At 28.2% G+C, this 19135-nt stretch carries 14 protein-coding genes; all 14 read left to right on the forward strand.

Annotated features, from left to right (window positions below; all coding sequences use genetic code 11):
• Window positions 1–171 precede the first annotated feature (171 nt).
• The 14 genes from RGC78_RS01655 (at window position 172) to RGC78_RS01720 (ending at window position 19070) form a co-directional block, all read left to right on the forward strand.
• Window positions 172–927: a DUF438 domain-containing protein gene (locus tag RGC78_RS01655; protein WP_309555897.1), complete on the forward strand. Its 756-nt coding sequence runs from the start codon at window positions 172–174 to the stop codon at window positions 925–927.
• 170 nt (window positions 928–1097) lie between these two features.
• Entirely contained in the window at window positions 1098–1811 is a 714-nt protein-coding gene (locus RGC78_RS01660; protein ID WP_309555898.1) for a Crp/Fnr family transcriptional regulator, read from the forward strand.
• A gap of 302 nt (window positions 1812–2113) precedes the next feature.
• Complete coding sequence (locus RGC78_RS01665) at window positions 2114–2455, forward strand: cupin domain-containing protein (RefSeq protein WP_252232416.1); 342 nt, start codon at window positions 2114–2116, stop codon at window positions 2453–2455.
• Window positions 2456–2670: 215 nt separating this feature from the next.
• On the forward strand, window positions 2671–4707 hold the full coding sequence (locus tag RGC78_RS01670; RefSeq protein WP_309555900.1) for a penicillin-binding transpeptidase domain-containing protein: 2037 nt from the start codon (window positions 2671–2673) through the stop codon (window positions 4705–4707).
• 265 nt (window positions 4708–4972) lie between these two features.
• Window positions 4973–6616: a tetratricopeptide repeat-containing diguanylate cyclase gene (locus RGC78_RS01675; RefSeq protein ID WP_252214576.1), complete on the forward strand. Its 1644-nt coding sequence runs from the start codon at window positions 4973–4975 to the stop codon at window positions 6614–6616.
• A 366-nt stretch (window positions 6617–6982) separates the two neighbouring features.
• Window positions 6983–8725, forward strand: coding sequence for a sigma-54-dependent Fis family transcriptional regulator (locus RGC78_RS01680; RefSeq protein ID WP_252214579.1), 1743 nt, complete (start codon window positions 6983–6985; stop codon window positions 8723–8725).
• A gap of 376 nt (window positions 8726–9101) precedes the next feature.
• Entirely contained in the window at window positions 9102–10301 is a 1200-nt protein-coding gene (locus tag RGC78_RS01685) for a YgeY family selenium metabolism-linked hydrolase (RefSeq protein WP_252214582.1), read from the forward strand.
• Between the two features lie 101 nt (window positions 10302–10402).
• Window positions 10403–11596 (forward strand): knotted carbamoyltransferase YgeW, encoded by a 1194-nt coding sequence (gene ygeW / locus RGC78_RS01690; RefSeq protein WP_252214585.1) that lies wholly within the window; start codon window positions 10403–10405, stop codon window positions 11594–11596.
• Window positions 11597–11789: 193 nt separating this feature from the next.
• On the forward strand, window positions 11790–12722 hold the full coding sequence (gene arcC / locus RGC78_RS01695) for a carbamate kinase (protein ID WP_252224515.1): 933 nt from the start codon (window positions 11790–11792) through the stop codon (window positions 12720–12722).
• Window positions 12723–12758: 36 nt separating this feature from the next.
• Window positions 12759–13967 (forward strand): diaminopropionate ammonia-lyase, encoded by a 1209-nt coding sequence (gene dpaL, locus RGC78_RS01700; protein WP_252214588.1) that lies wholly within the window; start codon window positions 12759–12761, stop codon window positions 13965–13967.
• 26 nt (window positions 13968–13993) lie between these two features.
• Window positions 13994–15325, forward strand: coding sequence for a putative aminohydrolase SsnA (ssnA, locus tag RGC78_RS01705; protein WP_252214589.1), 1332 nt, complete (start codon window positions 13994–13996; stop codon window positions 15323–15325).
• Between the two features lie 40 nt (window positions 15326–15365).
• Window positions 15366–16454, forward strand: a complete 1089-nt coding sequence (locus RGC78_RS01710) for a 4Fe-4S binding protein (RefSeq protein WP_309555902.1) — start codon at window positions 15366–15368, stop codon at window positions 16452–16454.
• 20 nt (window positions 16455–16474) lie between these two features.
• Complete coding sequence (locus tag RGC78_RS01715; RefSeq protein WP_309555903.1) at window positions 16475–16849, forward strand: RidA family protein; 375 nt, start codon at window positions 16475–16477, stop codon at window positions 16847–16849.
• Window positions 16850–17672: 823 nt separating this feature from the next.
• Window positions 17673–19070, forward strand: coding sequence for a nucleobase:cation symporter-2 family protein (locus RGC78_RS01720; RefSeq protein ID WP_252214592.1), 1398 nt, complete (start codon window positions 17673–17675; stop codon window positions 19068–19070).
• Window positions 19071–19135 lie beyond the last annotated feature (65 nt).

The following is a 19135-nucleotide window of genomic DNA, read 5'->3' on the forward strand; positions in this document are numbered from 1 at the left end:
ATTATTATTAGATTTTTAATCTAAAATATATAGATAAAGCTTTTTTTATTTGATATCAGTATTTATTTTGTGAATTTTGATTTAAATCACATTTTTATAAATCAAAGGTAAGTAGAATTAAGACATAGAAATATGGAATCTGAAAATTAGTTTATATAAGGAGGAATTAAAATGGATAATAAAAAGATAGAAAAATTAACTGAAGTTTTACAAAAATTAAATAAGGTTGGTGTAACAGAATCTCTAAGAAAAGAGGCTTTAGATATTGTTTCCAATATAAATCCTATTGAGTTATCAATTGCAGAACAAAATTTAATAGAAAAAGGAATGAATCCTCAAGATTTAAGGTATCTTTGTGACATTCACATGGAACTTCTAAAAGGCGAACTTGATAAAATTAAAACAAAAATTGAACCAGGTCATGTTGTGCATACACTTATTGCTGAGCATGATAAAATTCTTGAGTTTTTAACAGAACTTGAAGAAATTAATTCTAAAATTCAAAAATTAGTAAGCTATAACAGCAGTTTAGAAGAATTTGAAGCATTAAAAACTGTTGTAAATAATATATTAGATGCAGAAAATCACCATCAAAGGGAAGAAAAAGTGTTGTTTACTGAGATGGAAGATAGAAAGATTACTGGTCCAACTAGAATTATGAGAATGGAGCATGATGATTTAAGAGCTAAGAAAAAGTCATTAAAACAGCTAGCTGATGAAGTTTCTCAATTAGAATTTAATGAGTTTAAAGAAAGAGTTGATGATACAGCAAAATATATTATATTTAACTTAAGAGATCATATATTTAAAGAAAATTATATTTTATACCCTACAGCACTAGAATCTATAAAAGAAAAACAAATATGGAAGGATATGAAGAGAAGATGTGATGAAATAGGGTATTGTGGATTTACACCTAAAGTGTAATTTATTCTTTGAGTATTTTTTATTATAAAGTATATGAAAGAAAATAATAGACAAGAATACTGATCTATTATTTTTTTTATGTACCTAATATTAGGTACATAAAAACTTTATTATCTGAATAAATCGTTAATACAAGAAAAAGATATATAAATACAAGGGAGAGTGATGTTATGAGTAATCATTGTAGTAATTGCTGTAATAATTGTAATGGAGAACTTTGTGCAAGCAAGGTTCCAATATTTGAAAATTTAAATAATGAAGAGTTAATAGAGATTGTAAAAACTATTAATCATAAGGAATATAGTAAAGGAGACGTTATTTTTACTGAAGGAAATGTAGCTAATACACTCTATTTTGTAAATAAAGGAAAGATAAAATTATATAAGTATACTAAGGATGGCAAGGAGCAGATATTACATGTACTTTCAGAGGGAGACCTTTTTGGAGAATTAGATTTGATAAAACCTTCTAAGTATGGATTTAATTCGAAAGCAATAGTAAATTCTAAGATATGTACTCTTACTAAAGATGAAATGAAAGATATAATTATGAGAAAGCCAGAGATTGGAATAAAAGTATTAGAAACTGTAGGAGAAAGATTAGCAAAAGTAGAAAATCTTGTGCAGAATCTTGCAACTAATGATGTTGATTCAAGAATGGCTTATTTACTAATAGATTTAATAAAAAAATATGGGGAGTCAATAGAAAAAAACATATCTATAAAATTACCACTATCAAGAGAAGATATGGCTAATTATATTGGAGTAACAAGGGAAACTATAAGTAGAAAATTAAAAAAGTTTGAAGATGAGAAATTAATAAAAATAGTAGGAACAAAGAATATTATAATTTTAGATGAAGAAGGCTTAAAAGATTATATTTAAGTTCTAAATACCATAATAAAATAGAGATAGATCTTTAATAGAATATATTTATTAAAAAACAAAAGCTTATTATTACCTATTTGGCAATGATAAGCTCTATTTTTATTATACAGAGCTTTTTAGTGTGTTATAAATATATCTTAATTTATAACAATAGCAATATATATAGATGAAAAAATAAATTTTAATTGAAGTTTTGATTTAAATCACATTTTATTAAAATCAATAAAGCTATAATAAGATCATAAGTTAAATAAAAAATAAGTTTTAAGAATAGATAATAAATTTAGGAGGAAAAGATTATGAATGGAAAATTTTTTAAGAATATAGAATTTGCAAAGGTGTTAGCACTTAAAGAAGATGTGAATTATGCTCAAGGACAAGTAGTTAGTAAAACATTAGTCCAAACACAAAATGTAGGTATAACTTTATTTTCATTTGATAAAGGAGAGGAAATAAGTTCACATTCAGCACCAGGAGATGCATTAGTTTATGTGTCAGAAGGTGAAGTTACTATAACAATTGGAGAGAATGAGCCGGTAATTGTTACAGAAGGAAACTTTATAGTTATGCCTGCTAACATTCCTCATGCATTAGAAGCAACTGAAAAATTTAAAATGATGTTAATAGTAGTAAAGGGTTAGTTATAAGAATCTTGAGAAATCAAGGTTCTTTTTTATATTAACAATTAACATAGCATCATTTTTTTTACTGATTGTATAGAGCTTAAACATATTAGAGAATGTTTAAGCTTTTTTATATTTTCTAATTAATAGCTTTATTATATAATGTTATTAATTTAATACGTAATTTTGTTTGGATTTTATTTAACATACTAAATATAAAAGGGGAGTTTTTATTGGAGAAAAAAATAAAAAGACTATTTATTTTTTCATTAACAATTATAGGAATTCTAGTAGTAGCAGCATTTATATTTGCATCTATGAAAGCAAATAGTATAAATGTAAAACAAAGTGAAAACTTAGTACAGGAATATTTTCAATTATTAAATGAGAAAAAGTATGATTTAATGTATGATAAGTTATCTGATGAAAGTAAAAATGAAATATCTAAAGATGAATTCATAGAAAGAAATAAAAATATTTATGAAGGAATAGGAGCCAAAAATATAACAATAGATAGTACAAAAGTGAAAGTAGATGGTAGTGATATCTTAGCAACATTTCAATGTAATATGAACACTATTGCAGGAAATCTAAATTTTAATAATACAATGGATATAAATAGAGTTCATGATGAGATTAAAGTAAATTGGTCTTCAAATTTAATTTTTCCTGAACTTAATAATGACTACAAAGTTAAAGTTCAAATAACAGAGTCTAGACGAGGCGATATTTTAGATAGAAATAATATTAAACTTGCCACTGATGATGATGTAGCTGAAATAGGAATTGTTATTGAAAAGCTTGGAGAAAATCAAAAAGAAGCCATAAATGAGATAGCAAAGACGTTAGAAATATCTAGTGAGTACATAGAGAAACAATTAAGTCAGTCATATGTTAAACCAAATATGTTTGTACCAATTAAAGTTGTTTCTTATAGTAATGATATAGTTAATAAAGCATCAAAAATTCCAGGTGTAGTCATAAAAGACAAGCCTTCAAGGATTTATCCATTAGAAGCTAAAGCAGCACATTTAATTGGATATATTCAAAATGTTACAGCAGAAGATTTAGAAAAAAATAGTGATAAGAATTATTCTGATTCATCAGTAATAGGGAAGGCTGGGCTAGAAGCAATATATGAGGATAGATTAAGAGGCATTGATGGAATAAAAATAAATATAGTTGATAAAAATTCAAATGAGATTAAAGTAATTTATAATAGGGAAATTAAAAATGGAGAGGATATAAAATTAACTATAGACAGTAATATTCAAGAAATCGCGTATGACGCTTTAGAAGATAACAAAGGAGCTACAGTAAGTATAAATCCTAATACCGGTGAGGTTTTAGCTCTTGTAAGTACACCAGCATATAATCCAAATGATTTTGTTCTTGGGCTGTCAACTGAGAAATGGAATGATCTAAATACTAATGAAAGTAAGCCATTATACAATAGATTTCAAAGTAATATAACTCCAGGATCAGCATTTAAACCTATTACAGCAGCTATAGGCATAGAAGAAAAAGTACTTGATCCTAATGAGGATAAAGGAATAGTAGGACTAAAGTGGCAAAAAGATGACTCATGGGGTGGATATAAGGTAACAAGGGTTCATGCTTATGAATTACCTGCTAATTTAGAGAATGCATTAATATTTTCTGATAATATATATTTTGCAAGAGTTGCATTAGATATAGGTGCAGAAAATTTTGAGAAAAAGCTAAAGGAATTTGGAATAGGTGAAAAAATTCCATTTGAATATGGTGTTTCAGTTTCTCAATTTTCATCGAAAGATGGAATTAACAATGAAATATTACTTGCTGATAGTGGATATGGACAAGGTGATATTTTAATGAATCCATTACAACTTTCTATGATGTATACAATGTTTACTAATGAGGGAGATATTTTAAAACCTTATTTAGAATATAAAGAAAGTCCTGAGAAAAGCATTTGGAAAGATAATGTTATTGCAAATGAAACCGCTAGAATTATATTAAATGATTTAGAAAGTGTAGTAAGTAAATTGAGCGGGACTGCACATGCACTGGCGGAACAAGGAATTAATATTGCAGCTAAAACAGGTACTGCTGAGATAAAGTTAGCTCAAGATGATAAAACAGGTACTGAGATAGGATGGGTAGTAGCAACCACAACAAATAAAGATAATAACATTTTAGTAACTACATTTGTAGAAGATGTAAAAGGCAAAGGTGGAAGTGGTTATGTAATTCCAATAGTAAAAAAAATAATACAAGAAGTGAAATAAACAGGAAAGTTTTCATTAAATCCATATTTATCGTGAAAAACCAAATTTTATGTTATACTAATAATAGTCATACTGCATATAAAAATGTAGTATGATTTTTTTAGTTTGTAGATAATGATTTACTAAACTTTGTAGAAAAAAGCTGGTAGCCAATTGACTTCCAGCTTCTAATGGTACCGTTTCTTATTTAGTAAAATATTTATTACTGTTAATTTAAAAAGTGAAAATTAAACTTAAAAATAGAGTAAAAGAATAAGGTAAATATATGAAACAATTAAAAAAACAATATATAATTATTATAGTAGCAATAATAGTAGGAATAAACATAGTAGGGACATTGTACTTTTTTAATAAACATGAACAGAACAAAAATTCAGATGACTTAAATCAATTGATAGAATCTTTTGTTGTAGATGATAATGATAATAAAAAAGAAATTTTAGATATGCAGGAGTTTATAAGTAAAAATCCTAATTTAGATAGAAGAAACATAGCTAAATTCCATCTCAATTTAACTAAATTATATATATTAGATTTATTTGATTGGGAAAATTTAGATGATGCTATAGATAATTTTGTAAAAACACAAATAGAATCAGGGTTATCAAAACAGTGGGATATTGCAGCGTGGTCTTATGCTGATATTTCACAGATATACATTGACTTTTATACATATGATATAGCTGAATCTTGCTTAGATAGAGCATTAAATTATGCAAGCAGATGTGAAATGGAAGAGTTTTTTTATGAATATTGTTATACAACATTAGCTATGATCTATGCAAGAACTAATCGTTCGGAATTAGCAATGGAATATTATAATAAAGCTTTAGAGCATGATAGCGAAAATAAAATAGAATATGAATCTATGGAACAAAGGCGAAAAATAGTTTTAGCTAGAATTTTATTAAATGAAAAAAAATATGATGAATGTAAGAAGAATTTAAATGAAATTAGAGAATATATACACAGTTATGAAACATATCCATCAAGAATACTATGGGTATCAGGAATACTATTTCCTTATCTAGAAATGCAAGCAAAAGTAGGACTTTTAACCCAAGACTATGATGGTCTTACTCATTATATGGATGAGATATTTACATATGCATTAATATACAATCAAAATAGTATATTATTAAATTTTCTTATTGATATTACTACTATGATTGATGAAGAAAATAGGTTTGATTTACCTATAGAAATAGAAAAAACTATTTCTAATTACACATTAAAACTAATCAGATTGTATCCTCAAGAATATCAATTAAGAAATATTCAAACTGGAGCTCATATGTATAATTCAAATGAAACTAATATTACACTTTTAATTCAGAAATATAAAATGAATGATTTATATAAGATAATTATTACTGCATCGTGTATTGTTGTAATAATAATAATAATTTTAGTATGTATGGTTAGATACAATGAAAAATCCAGTGTCATAGATGAATTATCTAAGTCATATAATCGTAGATATTTTAATAAGGTATATAGAAAAATTCAAAGGGAAAATGTATCCTTTGGAATACTTATGTATGATATTGATTATTTTAAACAGATAAATGATGGTAATGGACATGAAATTGGAGATAAAGTAATAAAAGAAATTGCTGAAATAATAATGGAATTATTAGATAGTAATTCAACACTTTTTAGATATGGCGGTGATGAATTTTGTATTATTAGTAAGAAGAAAACTTTAGAACAAATGATTTCACTTGCTGAATCAATTCATATTGTAACGGATCATATGAAATGTGCTGATGGTAAAGTTGAGATTACATTAAGTATTGGTGGTGCAGCAACAGAAAAGTCAGAAGATATCATGCCTCTTGTAGATAAGAACTTATATGAGGCAAAAAGAATGGGAAGGAACTGTGTTGTAGTTAAAAATAAAAGGTAATTTTAGTTATAACTACATTAATAGCAAAAGCTTTGAAGTTAACCTTAAAAATACATGAGACATACGTAATGAGTATTAATAAATAACAAAATATAGGAATAGTGATAATGAGCTAATGGACTTAAGGAATAATATTTCAAATCCATTAGCTCTTTTTATTGCACATAAAATTATATTAACAAAGCATTATACAACAACTTTATTCTATCAATATACTAGAATAAAATGAATACTATAATAAATGCAGGAAAATATATGGTTATACTTAGAAGTGAAGTAACTATATGGTATAATGGTAAGGTGGTAAAATTGAAAGAAAAGTAAGAAAATTTAAATAAATATTAATAGATATAGGTGGGTTATAAAATGAAAATAACTTTAGTTAATATAAAAGAAATAATAAATAAATATTCTATATTATTATCAAATTTGTTAACAATAGATGTGGAGATAGTTGATGATAAATTAGTAAGAGTTGCTGCAACAGGAATATATGAAAAAAGAATTGGAGAAAACATAAAAGATCAAGGTTATGTATATAAGAAGGCTTTAGATACAGGAAAAACATTAGTTATAGAAAATCCAGGAAAAGATAAATTATGTGATGAATGTAAAAAAAGAGGAAACTGCAATGAATTTATGGAAATATGTGTACCTATTAAATATGAAGAAACTACATTTGGAGTAATAGGTTTAGTATGTTCTAATGAAGGTCAAAAGGATAAATTGAAAAGCAATTTAGCTATTATGATTAAGTTTTTAGAACAAATAGCTGAATTTATTTCAATTAAAGTAATAGAACAAAATCAAATATTCGAAAATGAGAATAGTATTAAATTTTTCAAAGAAATAGTAAATTCTATAGATGATGGAATTATAACTGTAGATATAAAAAATGAAATTATAACAGCCAATAATAATGCATTAAAGTTATTAAAAGTTAAGCCAAGTATTGTAGGTAAAAAAGTTACTATAGAAGAAACAGATGAATATACTCCAAAAGGAGGTATTTATAATTTCAATATTGAGAATGAAAAATTTAAAATTATAGGAAAGGTAGTAGAAAACTATATCAATAATAAAGATTGTAACAAAATAATTATTTTTAAAGAACTAATTACTATTGAAGAAGAGTTAAAAAATAATAGTATTAACTGTGATTCAATAATTGGACAAGCAGATAATATAGTAGAACTTAAAAAGAAAATAAAAAAAGTCTCATATACTGATGCTACAATCTTAATTACAGGAGAAAGTGGCACAGGAAAAGAGTTAGTAGCTAGAGCAGTACATTCCGAAGGTAATAGAAAAAATATGCCATTTATAGCTATAAACTGTGGAGCTATTCCAGAAAATTTATTAGAAAGTGAACTTTTTGGATATGTTAAAGGTGCATTTTCAGGAGCAAGTTCTGGGGGAAGAATAGGAAAATTTGAACTTGCTAATAATGGGGTGATTTTTTTAGATGAAATAGGTGATATGCCGTTATATCTTCAAGTAAAAATTTTAAGAGTATTACAAGAAAAAACCATTGTAAAAATAGGTTCAAATAAGTTGATAAATTTAAATATAAGAGTAATAGCAGCTACAAATAAGAACTTAAAAAAACTAGTTGATGAAGGTAAATTTAGAGCAGATTTATATTATAGATTAAATATAATTCCTATTGAAGTTCCAAGCTTAAGGGATAGGGAAGATGATGTTGTATTAATAACTAAAATGTTAGTAGAAAAGTATAATGCAAGATGTAATAAGTATATACATACTATAGACAGGGAATTAATTAAAATATTTAAGGATTATAGTTGGCCAGGAAATATAAGAGAATTAGAAAATATAGTAGAATTTATGGTTAGCTTATCAGGTGAAAATGGGATACTTGAAAAATCTATGTTGCCAACATCATTTGTACAAAGTTATAATGAGGAACTTAAAAATAGAAATGATGAAATATGTATAGATGATGACATAATGACATTAAAGGAAATAGAAAAGATATATATTAAAAAAGCTTTAGCAAAGTATGGAAATTCAACGAAAAGTAAAATGAAAGTGGCAAAAAAATTAGGTATAGGAATAGCTACTCTTTATAGAAAAATAGAAGAATAAAATACAAATTATCATTATGATAAATTATATTTTATTATGTTAACTTTAGCTAACTAAAATAAGCTTAAAATCAGGCATATTACAGAATTTAACAGATACAATATATAGGTATATTGGTCTGTTATTTTTTTATGTTCCTTATTATTTTGATAAAAATAATTATCAAAATGATAATTACTTACTTTAAAAATAAAATAAGTGATTAAAATAATGCTGTTAAGCAAGGTATAGGGGGGATTTTTCATAAAAAATGAAAAAAATACTTCTCAGTTTTGGCAAGGTAATTGCTAAAGTAATAGTTAGTGGTGATATATAAATAAAATCATCAAACCAATGATATAAAATAATATTTTCATAAAAAGGCGGGGGAATAACTATGGATTTTAAAAACATTAAGGTAAGAGCAAAGGCTTATGAAGCAGACATGACAAAGTTTTTAAGGGATTTAATTGCTATCCCAGGAGAAAGTGCTAATGAAGAGCTAGTGATAAAAAGAATATCACAAGAAATGAAAAAACTTGGTTTTAATAAAGTTGAAATCGATAAAATGGGAAATGTTTTAGGATATATGGGAACTGGTAAAACTTTAATTGCCTATGATGCACATATTGATACAGTTGGAATAGGTGAGATGAGCAACTGGACATTTGATCCTTATAAAGGATATGAAACAGATGAAGAAATAGGTGGACGTGGAGCGTCTGACCAATTAGGAGGAATAGTTTCTGCAACTTATGGAGCTAAAATAATGAAAGATCTAGATCTTTTATCTGATAAGTACACAGTGTTAGTAACTGGTACAGTACAAGAAGAAGATTGTGATGGATTATGTTGGCAATATATCCACAATGAAGATAAGGTAAAACCAGAATTTGTTGTAATAACTGAACCAACTAATGGAAATATTTATAGAGGTCAACGTGGTCGTATGGAAATAAGAGTTGAAGTTAAGGGCGTATCTTGTCATGGTTCTGCTCCAGAACGTGGAGATAACGCAATTTATAAAATGGCGGATATATTACAAGAGGTTAGAGTATTAAATGATAATTTACACTATGATGAATTCTTAGGCAAAGGAACTGTAACCGTTTCAGAAGTGTTCTATAATTCACCATCTCGTTGTGCAGTAGCAGATATGTGTGCAATTTCTTTAGATCGTAGATTAACTGATGGAGAAACTTTTGAATCAGCATTAGAAGAAGTAAGAAATCTTCCATTTGCTAAAAAATATAATGCAAAAGTAACTATGTATAAATATGAAAGACCAAGTTGGACAAATCTTGTATATCCAACAGATTGTTATTTCCCAACTTGGGTAATACCAGAAGATGCACCAGCAACTAAAGCAATGGTTGAAGCTTATGAAGGCATGTATGGAAAACCACTAGTTGATAAATGGACATTCTCAACTAATGGAGTATCAATAATGGGTAGATATGGAATTCCATGTATAGGATTTGGACCAGGTAAAGAAGAAGAAGCACATGCTCCAAATGAAAAGACTTGGAAAGCTGATTTAGTAAGATGTGCTGCTGTATATGCTGCAGTACCAACAATCTATTGTAAAGATAAATAAAGCTATGTTTTAAGTAAATGCTGATATTATACTACAATATCAACACTATTAGAAACACAAGTTTTAATAAAAAATAAAGAAGAAATATTGGAGGATTTACAATGAGTATAATGGATAAATATATTGATAAATTAAATAAATTAAATTTTGAGAATATGCATGAGAATGATTTCATGCTAACTTGGGAGAAGTCTAATGATGAGCTTGAAGCTGTTTTTACAGTAGCAGAAGCTTTAAGAAAGTTAAGAGAAAATAATGTATCTCCAAAGATATTTGATAGTGGACTTGGAATTTCATTATTTAGGGATAATTCAACAAGAACAAGATTTAGTTTTGCATCTGCATGTAATCTTTTAGGTCTTGAAGTACAAGATTTAGATGAAGGTAAATCACAAGTGGCACATGGAGAAACAGTAAAAGAAACTGCTAACATGATTTCATTTATGGCAGATGTTATTGGTATTCGTGATGATATGTTTATAGGAAAAGGTCATACTTATATGCAAAATGTTTCAGAATATGTTAAAGAAGGTAATGAAAATGGAACATTAGAACAAAGACCAACACTTGTTAACTTACAATGTGATATAGACCATCCAACACAAGCAATGGCAGATACACTTCATTTAATAAACGAACTTGGTGGTGTTGAAAATTTAAAAGGTAAAAAAGTTGCTATGACTTGGGCTTATTCACCATCATATGGTAAGCCACTTTCAGTTCCACAAGGTATTATTGGATTATTAACTAGATTTGGAATGGATGTAGTATTAGCTCACCCAGAAGGTTATGAAGTTATGGGGGAAGTTGAAGAAGTTGCAAAGAAAAATGCAAAAGAATCAGGTGGATCATTTACAAAAACAAATTCTATGGAAGAAGCATTTAAAGATGCTGATATAGTATATCCAAAGAGCTGGGCCCCTTATATTGCAATGGAAAAAAGAACAGATTTATATGCAAAAGGAGATCAAGCTGGTATTGATGAACTAGAAAAAGAATTATTAAAACAAAATGCAGATCATATTGATTGGCAATGTACTGAGGAATTAATGAAGCTTACTAAAGATGGCAAGGCTATCTACATGCATTGTTTACCAGCAGATATTACAGGCGTAAGCTGTGAAGTTGGTGAAGTTGATGCTAGTGTATTTGATAGATATAGAAAATCATTATATAAAGAAGCAAGCTTTAAGCCATATATTATAGCTGCTATGATTTTCCTAAGTAAGGTTAAAAATCCTCAAGAAACTTTAGCTAAATTAGTTGAAAAAGATAAACCACGTCATTTTGAATAGAATTATATTTAGTTGAGAATTGAGAGTGGAAAGTGGAGAGTGAAGGAAAAATTCCAGCATGGAATTTTAAAATATATTATTTTAGAAAGTTTTTATACTTTTAACCAAAACTATCAACTCTCATCTTTCCACTCTCAACTAAAAAGGTGGCATAGCCACTTTGCTTTAAAACATAGATGTTGAGGTGAGAAATATGAAAAAGAAGATTGTAATTGCATTAGGCGGAAATGCATTAGGTAACACTTTAAAAGAACAGATGACTGCTATAAAAACTACTGCCAAAGCAATCGTTGATTTAATTGAAGATGGAAATGAAGTTGTTATTTCTCATGGAAATGGTCCACAAGTTGGAATGATAAATGTAGCTATGAGTGAACTTCATAAATTAGATCCTAAATATTCTATTTGTCCTATGTCAGTTTGTGTTGCTATGAGTCAAGGATATATAGGATATGATTTGCAAAATCAAATTAAAGAAGAATTATTAAATAGAAATATAAATAAGAATGTCTCAACTATTATTACACAAGTTGAAGTAGACTCAAAGGATAAGGCTTTTAAAAATCCAACTAAGCCAATAGGAAGTTTCATGACAAAGGAAGAAGCTGATATTGCTATTAAAAATGGAGATAATGTCATCGAGGATTCTGGTAGAGGTTATAGAAGAATAGTAGCATCGCCAAAACCAGTTAGTATTGTGGAAATAGGAACAATAAAGAGTTTAATTAAAGATGGCCAAGTTGTAATTGCTTGTGGTGGAGGTGGAATTCCTGTTATAAAAGAAGGAAATCACTTAAAAGGTGTAGGAGCTGTAATTGATAAAGATTTTGCAAGCTGTACACTTGCCAAAGAGCTTGATGCAGACTGTTTAATTATTTTAACTGCTGTTGAAAAAGTTGCTATAAATTTTGGTAAAGAAAATGAACAATGGTTAGCTGATGTTAATGTAACTGATATGAAAAAGTATTTAGAAGAAGGTCATTTTGCACCAGGTTCAATGAAACCAAAGGTAGAAGCTGGAATAGAGTTTGCTTCATCAAAAGAAGGTAGATATTCTTTGATTACTCTTCTTGAAAAAGCAAAGGATGGTATAACTGGAAAGACTGGTACTAGAATAAAGTATTAGTAGGCTTTAAATAAACATTAACTGGAGGGGTAAATAATGGAAAATATAGAGTGGAAAAAAAATCAACTACCTAAAACTAATAATGAAAATTTACTAGATTTCTTAAATAAAGATGAGATAAGTAAAGCTAGAGATTTTCATAAAAGTTTTCCTCAATATAAGGAAACACCATTAGTTAGTTTAGAAAATTTAAGTAAGGATATAGGATTAGGTGGTATTTATATAAAAGACGAATCATATAGATTTGGATTAAATGCATTTAAAGTGTTAGGTGGTTCTTTTGCCATGGCAAAATACATGGCACAAAAATTAAATAGAGATATATCTGAATTACCTTATGAAAAGTTAATTTCACCAGAGCTTAGAGAAGAACTTGGAGAAATTACATTTGTAACAGCTACAGATGGAAATCATGGAAGAGGAGTAGCTTGGACTGCCAATAAGTTAAAACAAAAATCAGTAGTTTATATGCCAAAAGGATCATCAAAAACAAGATTAGAAAATATAAGAAAAGAAGGAGCAGAAGCTTCTATAACTGATATGAATTATGATGATGCAGTAAGACTTGCAGCTAAATATGCAGATGAAAATAATGGAGTAGTTATACAAGATACTGCATGGGAAGGCTACGAAGAAATTCCAGCTTGGATAATGCAAGGATATGGAACTATGGGACTTGAAGCATTAAATCAATTAACTGAATATGGAGTTGAAAGACCAACTCATATATTTATACAAGCTGGTGTAGGTTCTTTAGCAGGTGCAATACAAGGATTCTTTGCTTCTGTATTTAAGGGGAACTGTCCTAAAACAGTAATAGTAGAATCAAACTTAGCAGATTGCTTATACAAATCAGCAAAAGCTAATGATGGAAATTTAATAGCTGTAGGCGGAGAAATGCAAACAATAATGGCTGGATTAGCTTGTGGAGAAGCAAATACAATTGGTTGGAAAGTTTTAAAAGAGTACTCTGACACATTTGTTTCATCACCAGATTATGTTGCAGCAAATGGTATGAGAATACTTGGTAATTCATTAAGAGGAGATAAAAAGGTTATTTCAGGTGAATCAGGTGCTGTTACTTCAGGATTACTTTATGAAATAATGAAAAATGATAAATATAAAGATTTAAAAGAATCATTAGAATTAGATGAAAATTCAAAAGTATTATTATTTAGTACAGAGGGAGATACAGATCCAGATAAGTATAAAGAGATAGTTTGGAGAGGCCAATATAATAAATAAAAAATTAAGTTAAAGAGGGTGGCACAATGCTATTAGTTGGGAATGGAAGGGTAATAACTCAAGATAATAAAGAACCCTATTTAGAAGATGGTTGTATTGCAATAAAAGACAATATGATACTAGAAGTTGGTAATACAGATGAGCTAAAAGCAAAATATAAATATTATGAGTTTATAGATGCAGAGGAAAAAGTTATAATGCCAGGATTAATAAATACTCATCATCATATATATAGCGCATTTGCAAGGGGACTAACATTAAATAATCCGCTATCAAAAAGTCTTGTTGATATTCTTGAAAATGTTTGGTGGAAAATAGATAAGAAGTTAACATTAGAAGATGTTAAATATAGTGCTTATACAACTTTAATTGAGTGTGTTAAAGATGGTGTTACAACTGTATTTGATCATCATGCTAGTCCTATGTCAGCAAGTAGAAGTTTATTTACTATAGCAGATGCAGCTACTCATTTAGGTATTAGAGGGGTTTATGCTTATGAAGTTTCCGATAGAGATGGAGAGAAAATTCTAAATGAAGGTATAGAAGAAAACGTTAACTTTATTAAGGCATCAAATGAAAGAGAAGATGATATGGTAAAAGGCATGTTTGGAATGCACGCTTCATTTACTCTTAGTGATGATAGTTTAAAAAAATGTGTTAATAGTTTGGAAGGCCTTGATATAGGATATCATATTCATGCAGCAGAAGGAATCGATGATTTAAATCATTGTTTAAAAAGCAGCAGCAAGAGAGTAATAGAGAGATTAAATGATTTTGGAATATTGGGAGAAAAAACAATATGTGCTCATTGCATTCACATAAATAAAAGGGAAATTGATATTTTAAAAGAAACTAATACTAATGTAGTTAATAATCCAGAATCAAATATGGGAAATGCTGTTGGGTGTGCCCCGGTAATAGAAATGATGAAAAATGAAGTAGTAGTTGGTCTTGGCACTGATGGATATACATCAGATATGTTTGAATCAATGAAGGTTGAAAATATAATTCATAAACACAATTTAAGTGATTCTAATGTAGGGTTTGTAGAAACTAATAAAATGCTATTTGAAAACAATAGAAATATAGCATCTAAGTATTTTAAAAAACCACTTGGAATATTAAAAGAAGGAGCATATGCTGATTTAATAATTGTTGATTATAATCCATTGACACCTATGAATGAAAATAATTTAAATGGTCATATAATGTTTGGTATGAGTGGAAGATGTGTGGATACAACAATAATTAATGGAAAAGTTATAATGCAAAATAGAAAAATTATGACATTAGATGAAAAAGAAACATTAAAAAAATCAAGAAAAGTAGCACGAAAATTATGGGAAAAATTAAAATAGTAGATTAATCTATATGAGGTTTTATAGGGGGAACAGTATTATGGCAAATTTAAAAGTTAATATACTCGGAATGGAGTTTGATAACCCAATATTCACAGCAGCGGGACCTGGTGCAAAGGATGGAGAATTATGTATTTTAGCAGTAAAGGGAGGTGCTGGTGGATTAGTTACAAAAACAATATCTGAAAAGCCAGCAGATGTTCCAAGACCTTGTATGGCAAAAACCAATGCAGGTTTTTTAAATACAGAACTTTGGTCAGAACTTCCAAAAGAGCAATGGATAGAAAAAGAATATAAAAGAGCAAAAGAAGCTGGAGTACCAATGATAATTAGTATGGGATATACTGCAGATCAAATAAAAAAAGTTGTACCTTTAGTAAAACCATATGCAGATGCTGTTGAGCTATCAACTCATTATGTTGGAACTGATATTGCTCCAATAGTTGATGCAATGAAAGCAGCAAAAGCAGCACTTGACTGTCCTGTATTTATGAAAATGAGTCCTCATACAGATATTCAAAAAATAGCTAAAGCATTAGAAGATGCAGGTGCAGATGGACTTGTAATGATAAATTCAGTAGGACCTTGTATGGCAATTGATGTGGAAACAGGATATCCAATTATGGGAAGTCAAACAGGATATGGATGGTTATCAGGTTCATCAGTAAAACCAGTAGCTATTAGAAATATTTATGATGCTTCTAAGGTAATAAAGATACCAATAATAGGAGTAGGAGGAATTACTTGTGGAAGAGATGCTGCTGAAATGTTAATGGCAGGAGCACAATCTGTACAAGTATGCACAGAAGCTATTTTAAAAGGACCAAGTATTTATGGAAAAATTGCTAAGGAATTAAACGACTTTTTAGATAGTCATGGATATAAAGATGTAAATGAGATAATAGGACTTGCTCATAAAAAATGTGAGGAAAGAAACTTCAGAACAGAGTCAATAGCACCTACTGTAAAAGAAGATGTTTGTATAAAATGTGGGATTTGTAAAACAAGTTGTGTATATGATGCAATAGAAGTTTCAAATAAGCTAATCATTGATAGTAAGAAATGTTTTGGATGTGGATTATGTGTAACTAGATGTCCTAAAAATGCATTATCAATGCAATATAATTAAAAGTAAAAGGAGAATTTATTATGAAGAAAATAATTAATACACCAAATGCACCAGAAGCAATTGGACCATATTCACAAGGAGTAATTATAGATAAGTTAGTATATACATCTGGTCAATTACCTATAAATCCAAAGACAAAGGTATTAGAAACAGAAATAAAAAAGGCAACTAAGCAAAGTATAGAAAATTGTAAAGCTATTTTGGAAGAAGCAGGAACAAATCTTGACAATGTAATTAAAACTACAGTTTTTGTAAAAGATCTAAATGATTTTTCAGCTGTAAATGAAGTATACGCAAAATTTTTTACACAAAATTTCCCCGCAAGAAGTTGTGTGCAAATTGCTAAATTACCTATGGACGCTCCAGTAGAAATAGAAGTAATTGCTACATTATAATTAATATGATGAGGTGGAATATCTACCTCATCATATTAATTATAATAGGAATTTAACTATGTATAAAAATATATTAATTACAGGAAAAATACAGTGCGGAAAAAGCACATTAATTAACAAAATACTTGATGAATAATAAAGATACTAAAAATTATTAGGCACATGAAAGATAATAAGTCCTTTTACTAATGACTTATTATCTTTCATGTGCCTTAATTATTAAACATTCTAAATTTAACATACCTTTTTACATTTCTTAATACATAAATTCACTTATAAAGCTAAAATTATCAAAGTGATAAAAATGTTATCTTTTTGATAATTTTAATAGATATCTTATAGAATAATATGCAATTTGATCATTTTAAATTACCAAAATGATAAAAATATATATGTTGAAAATTTAAATTTTCAATGAATATATAAACAATTACTTAAATTTTCAAAATTTTTCATTAGATAAGAAAAAATACGGTTAAATTAATTAATAAATAATAGAAAATTAGTGTAAAAACGCGAAAAAATCAAATCTAACTTTGGCATGAAATATGCTACTTACTAGTAATAAAATGAACATCAAAAATAAGTAAAATTTAAGGTAGTTCTTATATTACAGTTAAAAATACAGATAGTAGTAAGGTGAAAATATAAAAACAGTTAATTATAGTGAGAGATTTTAGATTTTTTTTATAATGGTGTAAATTTAGATATTACATAAGATAACGTTATCATAGGCGAAAAAGTGGATTATGAGATATTTATTAAATATAGAAAAATATAATGAGATTAACTTTAATAGAATTAATTGAAGGGATTTGAAAGTATGAGAGAAAAGGATGGGGCTAATTTAATACCTGCAGTTGATAAAAAAATACCTTTTTCAAAGGCATGGATATTTTCACTTCAACATGTAATGTCAATGTGTGCGGGTGCAGTAGCTGTTCCACTTATGATTGGAGAAGCAGCAGGTTTAAATGATTTAGAGATAGTTTTTCTTATAAATGCAGGGTTATTTATGGCTGGAATAGGTACTCTGATTCAAGGGTGTGGTCTAAAAAATATTGCAGGAGCTAAAATACCGGTTATAGAAGGTACAAGCTTTGCGGCAGTATCTGGAATTCTTGCAATTATTGCAGGAGCTCATGGTGATAAGCATCTGGCAATGACAACTGTTTTTGGATCAGTAATTATAGCAGGATTATTTTGTTTTATTATATCACCTGTATTTGGTAAATTAATAAAATTTTTTCCAAAGGTAGTTACAGGAACAGTTGTGTTAGTAATAGGTATTTCTATAATGCCAGTAGGCATAAAATGGATAACTGGAGGAATAGCCAAACCAGCAACTACGCAAGAGGTGGGATTAGCATTAGCAGTTCTAGTTATAACTCTATTGTTATTTAAATATATAAAAGGAATTTGGAATAGTGCAGCAATACTTTTTTCTATAGTAATAGGAACTTTATTAGCTATGGTCTTCGGAATGGATGATTTTAGTAAAGTTAAAGATGCAGCTTGGTTTAGTTTAAATGTACCTTTAAAATTTGGAATGCCTACATTTAATATATCAGCAATAATTTCTATGATTCTAATAATGCTTGTTTTAATGACTGAATCAGTTGGAAACATGATAGCAATACATGAAATAACAGACAAGGAAGTTACTGAAGAAAATATAAGGAAAGGTTTAGCAGGAGATGGTATTTCAACATTTTTGGCAGGTATATTTAATACTTTTCCAATTACACCATTTGCTCAGAATACAGGTCTTGTTGGATTAACAAATATAAAATCTAGATTTATAGGCATTTATGCAGGAATAATTCTTTTAATATTAAGCTTTACACCAAAATTTGCTGCAACGATGGGTGCTATACCGAAGCCAGTACTAGGTGGTGTGGGATTTGCAATGTTTGGAATGGTTCTAGTTGGAGGAATAAAAACACTATCAAAAGTGAATTTCGATGGAAATAAAAATTCAGTAATAGTTGCTGTTAGTATAGGACTTTCAATGATACCATTAGCTAATTTAACGTTTTATGATAATTTTCCAACATGGGTGCAAACAATTTTTCATAGTGGGATAACTACAGGAAGTATATCTGCAATTTTATTAAATATATTTTTTAATGTAATAGGAAATGAGAATAAAGAAGAAACAGTAGTTAATAAAATTAAGGATGTATATATAGGTAACGAACCAGTAGAAATACATCAGTAAAACTAAATATAAAAATAGCAATTTAAAGTGGAAGTTAGTTATAAATTATAAGATAAAAAGTAAAA

The sequence above is a fragment of the Clostridium aquiflavi genome (assembly GCF_031344075.1).
GTDB classification, from domain to species: domain Bacteria; phylum Bacillota; class Clostridia; order Clostridiales; family Clostridiaceae; genus Clostridium; species Clostridium aquiflavi.

Bases quoted from the DNA above. Each gene is read 5' to 3' on its own strand.
- dpaL (WP_252214588.1), top strand. From the start codon at position 12,759: ATGGAAAATATAGAGTGGAAAAAAAATCAACTACCTAAAACTAATAAT.
- RGC78_RS01720 (WP_252214592.1), top strand. From the start codon at position 17,673: ATGAGAGAAAAGGATGGGGCTAATTTAATACCTGCAGTTGATAAAAAA.
- RGC78_RS01655 (WP_309555897.1), top strand. From the start codon at position 172: ATGGATAATAAAAAGATAGAAAAATTAACTGAAGTTTTACAAAAATTA.
- arcC (WP_252224515.1), top strand. From the start codon at position 11,790: ATGAAAAAGAAGATTGTAATTGCATTAGGCGGAAATGCATTAGGTAAC.
- RGC78_RS01660 (WP_309555898.1), top strand. From the start codon at position 1,098: ATGAGTAATCATTGTAGTAATTGCTGTAATAATTGTAATGGAGAACTT.
- RGC78_RS01680 (WP_252214579.1), top strand. From the start codon at position 6,983: ATGAAAATAACTTTAGTTAATATAAAAGAAATAATAAATAAATATTCT.
- RGC78_RS01710 (WP_309555902.1), top strand. From the start codon at position 15,366: ATGGCAAATTTAAAAGTTAATATACTCGGAATGGAGTTTGATAACCCA.
- RGC78_RS01675 (WP_252214576.1), top strand. From the start codon at position 4,973: ATGAAACAATTAAAAAAACAATATATAATTATTATAGTAGCAATAATA.
- ygeW (WP_252214585.1), top strand. From the start codon at position 10,403: ATGAGTATAATGGATAAATATATTGATAAATTAAATAAATTAAATTTT.
- RGC78_RS01715 (WP_309555903.1), top strand. From the start codon at position 16,475: ATGAAGAAAATAATTAATACACCAAATGCACCAGAAGCAATTGGACCA.
- RGC78_RS01665 (WP_252232416.1), top strand. From the start codon at position 2,114: ATGAATGGAAAATTTTTTAAGAATATAGAATTTGCAAAGGTGTTAGCA.
- RGC78_RS01685 (WP_252214582.1), top strand. From the start codon at position 9,102: ATGGATTTTAAAAACATTAAGGTAAGAGCAAAGGCTTATGAAGCAGAC.
- ssnA (WP_252214589.1), top strand. From the start codon at position 13,994: ATGCTATTAGTTGGGAATGGAAGGGTAATAACTCAAGATAATAAAGAA.